The organism is Micromonospora sp. D75, assembly GCF_018070405.1.
In the GTDB taxonomy this organism is placed as follows: domain Bacteria; phylum Actinomycetota; class Actinomycetes; order Mycobacteriales; family Micromonosporaceae; genus Micromonospora; species Micromonospora chalcea.
Map to the genome: position 1 here is coordinate 1 of NZ_JAGPXV010000295.1, position 7,188 is coordinate 7,188.

7 protein-coding genes and 1 pseudogene are annotated in these 7,188 nt (G+C 73.1%); 1 reads left to right on the top strand and 7 read right to left on the bottom strand.

Annotation, left to right across the window (positions count from 1 at the left end):
• The 6 genes and pseudogenes from KBX39_RS18180 to KBX39_RS18205 all read right to left on the bottom strand — a co-directional run.
• A pseudogene (locus KBX39_RS18180) lies at positions 1-193 on the bottom strand (S1 family peptidase); the annotation flags it as partial.
• 174 nt (positions 194-367) lie between these two features.
• Positions 368-2,056: a ribonuclease J gene (locus KBX39_RS18185; RefSeq protein ID WP_043325788.1), complete on the bottom strand. Its 1,689-nt coding sequence runs from the start codon at positions 2,054-2,056 to the stop codon at positions 368-370.
• 51 nt (positions 2,057-2,107) lie between these two features.
• Entirely contained in the window at positions 2,108-3,034 is a 927-nt protein-coding gene (gene dapA, locus KBX39_RS18190; protein ID WP_043325790.1) for a 4-hydroxy-tetrahydrodipicolinate synthase, read from the bottom strand.
• 52 nt (positions 3,035-3,086) lie between these two features.
• Positions 3,087-3,824, bottom strand: a complete 738-nt coding sequence (gene thyX / locus KBX39_RS18195) for an FAD-dependent thymidylate synthase (RefSeq protein WP_064447262.1) — start codon at positions 3,822-3,824, stop codon at positions 3,087-3,089.
• Positions 3,825-3,958: 134 nt separating this feature from the next.
• Positions 3,959-4,552: a DUF2752 domain-containing protein gene (locus tag KBX39_RS18200; protein WP_312247454.1), complete on the bottom strand. Its 594-nt coding sequence runs from the start codon at positions 4,550-4,552 to the stop codon at positions 3,959-3,961.
• Positions 4,542-5,771: a winged helix-turn-helix domain-containing protein gene (locus tag KBX39_RS18205; protein ID WP_043325793.1), complete on the bottom strand. Its 1,230-nt coding sequence runs from the start codon at positions 5,769-5,771 to the stop codon at positions 4,542-4,544. The genes KBX39_RS18200 and KBX39_RS18205 overlap by 11 nt, the downstream gene beginning before the upstream one ends.
• Positions 5,772-5,850: 79 nt before the next feature.
• Here KBX39_RS18205 and KBX39_RS18210 point away from each other — a divergent pair, with 79 nt between their 5' ends.
• Positions 5,851-6,396, top strand: coding sequence for a GNAT family N-acetyltransferase (locus tag KBX39_RS18210; RefSeq protein WP_069089334.1), 546 nt, complete (start codon positions 5,851-5,853; stop codon positions 6,394-6,396).
• On the opposite strand, the gene KBX39_RS18215 is transcribed toward KBX39_RS18210, so the two are convergent.
• Positions 6,301-7,188, bottom strand: an 888-nt coding sequence (locus KBX39_RS18215; protein ID WP_210871659.1) for a glycosyltransferase 87 family protein, incomplete at its 5' end; no start/stop codon positions are given. The genes KBX39_RS18210 and KBX39_RS18215 overlap by 96 nt on opposite strands.

Here is a 7,188-nt window from a genome sequence, read left to right on the forward strand (position 1 = left end):
GCCGCTTCACCGCCTGGTCACGGGTGAGGGAGAGGTCGCGGCCCATCGCGTCCAGGACCTCCGGGGCGACGCCGTCGGTGGCCGGCGCGGCCCGCCGGGGTTCCTCGCCGGCGAACGACGGTACGGTCACCGCCGCCGTCAACCCGGCCGCCGCCACCAGTACGCCGATGGCTGTCATCCGTCTGCGGTCCATCCGCCACGCTCCTCCCGGCCGGCGCAGGGGCACGCCGGCCGTCCCGGAGTACGGAGACGGACGCCGATCGGATGAGGGTTACCGGAGGGTTTCGACGCGGCGTGTCGGGACGTACCCGGAAAGCGACGGCGCCGGCCCACCGTGGACGGTGGACCGGCGCGCGGCGCGGTCGGGTCAGACCTCGACGACTGTCGGGACGATCATCGGCCGACGGCGGTACGCGTCGTTGACCCAGCGTCCGACGGTGCGGCGGACGATCTGCTGGAGCTGGTGCGGGTCGGTGATGCCGTCCGCGGCGGCCCGGTTCAGCGCCTCGGTGACCAGCGGAACCACCGCGTTGAAGGCGGCCGGGTCCTCGGAGAAGCCCTTCGCCGAGACGGTCGGCCCGGCGACCACCTTGCCGGTGACCGAGTCGACCACGACCGTCGCGGCGATGAAACCGCCGTCGCCGAGGATCCGCCGCTCGGTGAGCAGCGACTCGCTGACGTCGCCGACGGCGAGGCCGTCGACGTAGACGTACCGGCTCTTGACCCGGCCGACCAGGCTCGCGCGGCCCTCGACCAGGTCGACCACGTCGCCGTCCTCGCAGAGCACGACCCGGTCCGGCGCGACGCCGGACTCGATGCCGAGCCGGGCGTGCGCCCGCAGGTGCCGCCACTCGCCGTGCACCGGCATCAGGTTGCTCGGGCGGACGACGTTGAGCAGGTAGAGCAGCTCGCCGGCCGGGGCGTGGCCGGAGACGTGCACCTTCGCCACGTCCTTGTGCACCACCACGGCACCGGCACGGGCCAGCCGGTTGATCACCCGGTAGACCGAGGTCTCGTTACCGGGCACCAGCGAGGACGCCAGCACCACGGTGTCGCCGGGCGCGATGGTGATGTGCCGGTGGTCGCCGCTGGCCATCCGGCCCAGCGCGCTCATCGGCTCGCCCTGCGAACCGGTGGACATCAGCACGATCTGCTCGGGCGGCAGGTTCGTGGCCTCCTCGATCCCGACCACCAGGCCGGGCGGGATGTTCAGCAGGCCCAGGTCGCGGGCGATGCCCATGTTGCGGACCATGGACCGGCCGATCAGCGCCACCTTGCGGCCGTGCTCGACCGCCGAGTCGAAGACCTGCTGCACCCGGTGCACGTGCGAGGCGAACGAGGCGACGATGATCCGCCCCTTGGCCTTCGCGAAGATCGAGTCGAGGACCGGGCCGATCTCCTTCTCCGGCGTGACGAAGCCGGGGATCTCCGCGTTCGTCGAGTCCGACAGCAGCAGGTCGACGCCCTCGGCGCCGAGCCGGGCGAACCCGGCCAGGTCGGTGATCCGCCCGTCCAGCGGAAGCTGGTCCATCTTGAAGTCGCCGGTGTGCAGCACCAGGCCGGCGGGCGTACGGATGGCCACCGCCAGCGCGTCCGGGATCGAGTGGTTCACCGCGAAGAACTCGCACTCGAACGGGCCCAGCCGTTCCCGGCCGCCCTCCCGCACGGTCAGCGTGTACGGCTGGATCCGCCGCTCGGCCAGTTTCGCCTCGACCAGCGCGAGCGTGAACTGGGAGCCGACGAGCGGGATGTCCGGCTTGTGCGCGAGCAGGTACGGCACCGCGCCGATGTGGTCCTCGTGGCCGTGCGTGAGCACGATCGCCTGCACGTCGGCCAGCCGGTCCAGGATCGGGCCGAAGTCGGGCAGGATCAGGTCCACGCCCGGCTGCTCGACGTCGGGGAACAGCACCCCGCAGTCGACGATGAGCAGCTTGCCGTCGTACTCGAAGACGGTCATGTTCCGGCCGATGGCGCCGAGTCCGCCGAGCGGGATGATCCGCAGGCCGCCCTCGGGCAGCGGCGGGGGCAGCTCACCCTCGATGTGCGCCTCGGTCACGCGTCACCTCATTCTGCGACGCCGTCGCGCGGCGTCCGTCGTGTCGTTTGTTCATTCGGGCAGGGGCAGGCCCGCCGCCGCGCAGTCGGCGCGCAGCTGGGCCAGTTCGTCGCCGGTGGCGTCCACCAGCGGCGGTCGCACCGGGCCGGCCGGGCGGCCCTGGGCCGCGAGACCCGCCTTGACCAGGATCGTGCCCTGGGTGCGGAAGATGCCGGTGTAGAGCGGCAGCAACTGCCGGTGCAGGGCGAGCGCCCGGGCGTTGTCGCCCGCCTCGAACGCCTCGATCATCTGCTTGGTCGGCGCGCCGGTGAAGTGGGTGGAGGTGCCGACCACGCCGACCGCGCCGATCGACAGCATCGGCAGGGTGAGCGCGTCCTCGCCGCTGTAGAACGCGAGGTCGCTGCGGGCCAGCACCCAGGAGGTGGCGGTCAGGTCGCTCTTGGCGTCCTTCACTGCCACGATGCGGCCGTGCTCGGCCAGCTTCACCAGCGTCTCGGTGGCGATCTCCACGCCGGAGCGGTGCGGGATGTCGTAGAGCATGACCGGCAGGCCGGTGGCGTCCGCGACGGTGGTGAAGTGACGCAGCAGCCCGGCCTGCGGCGGCTTGTTGTAGTAGGGCGTCACCACCAGCAGGCCGTGCGCGCCGGCCTTCTCGGCCTGGGTGGCCAGCTCGACTGTGTGCCGGGTGTCGTTGGTGCCCACCCCGGCGACGATGCGGGCCCGGTCGCCCACCGCCTCGGCCACGGCGCGGATCAGCGACTCCTTCTCCGCGTCGGTGGTGGTCGGTGACTCACCGGTGGTGCCGTTGAGGACCAGCGCGTCGTTGCGCTGCTCGTCCACGAGGTACTCGGCCAGCCGGGCGGCGCCGGCGAGATCGAGCCCGCCGTCCGGCGTGAACGGGGTCACCATGGCCGTCATCACTCGCCCGAACGGGCGCGACGCGCCCCGGCTCGGGGCGGCGGAGTGGTCGTGCGTCATGCTCACAACCTAGCGGACGACCACCGGTGACCCGGCGGCGAAGGGCGACAGGTCACTCGGCGTACGGGGACGCCGCCACCTCGGTGCCGTCGGGCAGGGTGGAGATCTCGAAGTCGGCGAACACGTTCGGCGCGACGCCCTTGAGCTGCCGCAGGCACTCCACCGCCAGCTCGCGGATCTCCACGTCGGCGTGCTCGGTGGCGCGCATCTTGACGAAGTGCCGCCACGCGCGGTAGTTGCCGGTCACCACGATCCGCGTCTCGGTGGCGTTCGGCAGCACCGCCCGCGCCGCCTGGCGCGCCTGCTTGCGGCGCAGCGTCGGGTTGGGCTCGTCGGTGAAGCGGGCCTCCAGCCCCTCCAGCAACTCGGTGTACGCCCGCACCGCCGCGTCGGTGGCCTCGACGAACTTCTTGTGCAGCTCCGGGTCGTCGGCGATCACCGACGGCTCGACCATCGCCGCGTCCCGCTCCGGCACGTAGCGCTGGGAGAGCTGCGAGTAGGAGAAGTGCCGGTGCCGGATCAGCTCGTGCGTGAACGACCGCGACACGCCGCTGAAGTAGAAGCTCACCGAGCCGTGCTCCAGCACGCTCAGGTGGCCGACCTCCAGGATGTGCGCCAGGTAGCCCGCGTTGGTGGCGGTGGCCGGGTTCGGCTTCTTCCAGCTCTGGTAGCAGGCCCGGCCGGCGAACTCGGCGAGCGCCTGCCCGCCGTCGGCGTCGGTGGACCAGGGCACCTCTTCGGGCGCCTGGAACTGGGTCCACGCGATCAACTTGACCTGGGGCTGCACCATCTCCGGCATTCCTGGGACTGTAGTTGGCCCTCGCCCGGCGCGGAAATCGGGCGCGCGGCCGACCTGCCGCCCAGCTCAGCCCGGGTGTCCAAGATCTCCCGGCCCTCGCGTCAGCGCGGTCCCTCGGTGGGAGGCTAGACGTAGAGCGAGGTGAAGGGCGCCCACGGCAGGTTGCGGGCCACCGAGAAGACCCCCCAGGCGGCCAGGAACAACCCGATCGCCTTGGGGCTGAACCGCGGCTCGGGCAGCTTCCAGCCGAACGCCCGGTTGCCGGCCCAGGTCACGAAGAGCCAGGTCAGGAACGGCAGCGCGAACACGAACAGGAAGTGGTGCCGGGCGGCGGCCGGCAGGTCGCCGTGCAGCACGTACCAGAGCGCGCGGGTCCCGCCGCAGCCCGGGCAGTCGAGCCCGGTGGTGAGCTTGAGCAGGCAGGTCGGACGGGCGTCCGGGTCGCTCTGCGTCGGGTTGCTGATCATCGCGTACGCCAGGCCGAGGACGACGCAGCCGAGCGCGGCCAGCGGCACCGCCCAGCGCGGGGCGCGGGCGTGCAGGCGCAGGACCATACGGGTGAACCGGTCGGTCTCGACCGGCTGGTACGCGACCGGGTACGGCCCCTGCCACGACCCGTCGGGAGCGTGCGGCCCAGCGTGGACGTGCGGCTCACTGTGGGCGTGCGGGTCGGGCTCGGTGGCAGGCCGGTCAACGCTCGTCACGCGCTCACCGTACACCGGCCACGCCCACCAGCGCGGCGGCCAGCGGCCCCGCGAGGTCGCCTGCGGCGGGCGGGGCGACCGCGTCCAGGCCGAGCCACCCGGCCAGCCGGTACAGCTCGGCGGCGAGCGCCACAGCGGTCTCCCCCGGGTCGGCGCCCGGCTCGACCCAGGCGGCCGGCACCAGCAGCACGCCGGCCTTCCGGTCGGCCTTGAGATCGACCCGGGCGGTGAAGCGCTCGCCCTGGCGGAACGGCAGCACGTAGTAGCCGTACACCCGCTGCGGCGCGGGCACGTAGATCTCGATCCGGTAGGTGAAGCCGAACAGCCGCTCCGTGCGCGCCCGCTCCCAGACCAGCGGGTCGAACGGGCTGACCAGCGTGTTGCCGCGTACCCAGCGGGGCATCCGGGCGTCGGCGTGCAGATAGGCGGGGTGCCGCCAGCCCTGCACGGTGACCGGGGTCAGCTCGCCCGCCTCGACCAGGTCGGCCACCGCCTGCCGCGCCCCGGCCACCGGCAGCCGGAAGTAGTCGCGCAGCTCCGGCTCGGCGGCCACGCCGAGGCAGCGGGCCGCGATCGAGACGAGCGTCCGGTACGCCTCGGCGTCGGTCGGGGTGGGCGCGTCCAGCACGGCGGCCGGGAGCACCCGCTCGGGCAGGTCGTAGCGGCGGGCGAACGAGTTGGTGCGCTCGGCGGCGGTGACCTCGCCGGCCCAGAACAGGAACTCCAGCGCCCGCTTCACGGCGGACCAGTTCCAGCCCCAGTTGCCGGTCTCCCGGGGCGCGTCGTGCTCGATCTCGGCCGCGGTCAACGGCCCCCGGGCGGCCACCTCGTCGCGGACCCAGGCGACCAGCCCGGGCTGCTCCTGGGCGATCCGGCGCATGCCGCCCCACGCCTCGTCGCGGGCCTTCGCCATCCGCCAGCGCAGCGCCGGGTGCAGCCCGACCGGCACCAGCGACGCCTCGTGCGCCCAGTACTCGAACAGCTCACGCGGGCGGCGGTAGGCGGCGGTGTCCAGCAGCGCGGTCGGGTAGGGCCCGAGCCGGCTGTAGAGCGGCAGGTAGTGCGCCCGCTGGAGCACGTTCACCGAGTCCATCTGGATCAGCCCGACCCGGTCGAGCACCCGGCGCAGGTGCCGCCGGGTGGGCACGCCGGCAGGCGCCGGGTCGGCGAAGCCCTGGGCGGCCAGGGCGATCCGGCGGGCCTGGGCGAGGGAGAGCGATTCCGGTACGGCCATCGCCGGCGACCCTAATCCAGCGGAACGACACCGGGAGCGGCGGCTGGACCGATCGCCCGTCTGGGCATAGAACGGACAGATGCTCACCATTCGCCGGGAGGAACCGGACGACGCCGAGGCGATCGCCCGGGTGCACGTCCACGGATGGCAGTCCGGTTACGCCGGGATCATGCCCACGGAGGTGCTGGCCCGGCTGAACCCGGCCGCCTGGGCCCAGCGCCGCCGCGACCTCGGCACCGCCGACCCGGAGCACCCGTTCACCACGCTCGTCGCCGAGGACGGCGGCACGATCGTCGGGTTCACCACGTTCGGGCCGTACCGGAACAACCAGGACCGCGGCGACCTGGACCCGGCGCACGGTGAGCTGTTGGCGATCTACGTGGAGCCCGCGTACTGGGGTTCGGGTGTCGCCCGGACGCTGCTCGCGGCGGCCCGGGACGGCCTGGCCGAGCGGGGCTGGACCGGGTACCGGCTCTGGGTGCTCGCCGACAACGCCCGGGCGCGCCGCTTCTACGAGCGGGCCGGGCACTCACCGGACGGCGAGGAGTCCACCTATCCGGTGCCGCTGTCCGGCGGACTCCCCCCGCTCCTGCTCCGCGAGCTGCGCTACACCGCCGGAGGCTGACCCGGCCGGGACCTCCCCGCCGGGACGCCCACCGCCGTCCGGGGTGAGCCAGCGCCGGATCGGCAGCCCCAGCAGCAACGCCAGGCTGATCCACACGTACGTGTTGCTGCCGAGGAAGCCGTCCACGCCGGTGAAGTCCTTCTCCCAGGCCCAGACGATCCGGCTACACAGCAGCGCGTACCCGATCAACGCGGCGGCCAGCAGCAGACGGCGCCGCCGGCTGCGCGCGGGCGCCGCCATGCCGTTGTCCACGAGCAGGATCAACCCGGGCAGCAGCCACACCAGGTGGTGCACCCAGGTGACCGGGCTGACCAGGCACATCACGGCGCCGGTCAGGGCCAGGCCGGTGGCCTCGTCGCCGGCGGCCACCGCCGCCCGCGACCGCCACGCCCACACCACGAGCGTCAGGAGTACGAGCGCCAGCCAGGCGATCGTGCTGGGGTGCTGCGGGTCGAGCCGGGCCACCACCCCGCGCAGCGACTGGTTGGAGACGAACGCCAGTTCACCGACCCGGTCGGTGTTCCACAGCGCCTCGGTCCAGAACTCCCGGGAGGCGTCCGGGAAGAGACCGGCGGCCACGAGCGTGGCGACGGCAGCCGTGCCGACCGACGTGGCGGCGGCCCGCCAGCGGCCGGTGACCAGCAGGTAGACGATGAAGATGCCGGGCGTCAGCTTGATCGCGGTGGCCAGGCCGATGCCCACGCCCGCCCAGCGGCTGCGGGCCGGCAGCAGCCACAGCAGGTCCACCGCCACCAGGAACAGCAGCAGCATGTTGACCTGGCCGAAGTTGAC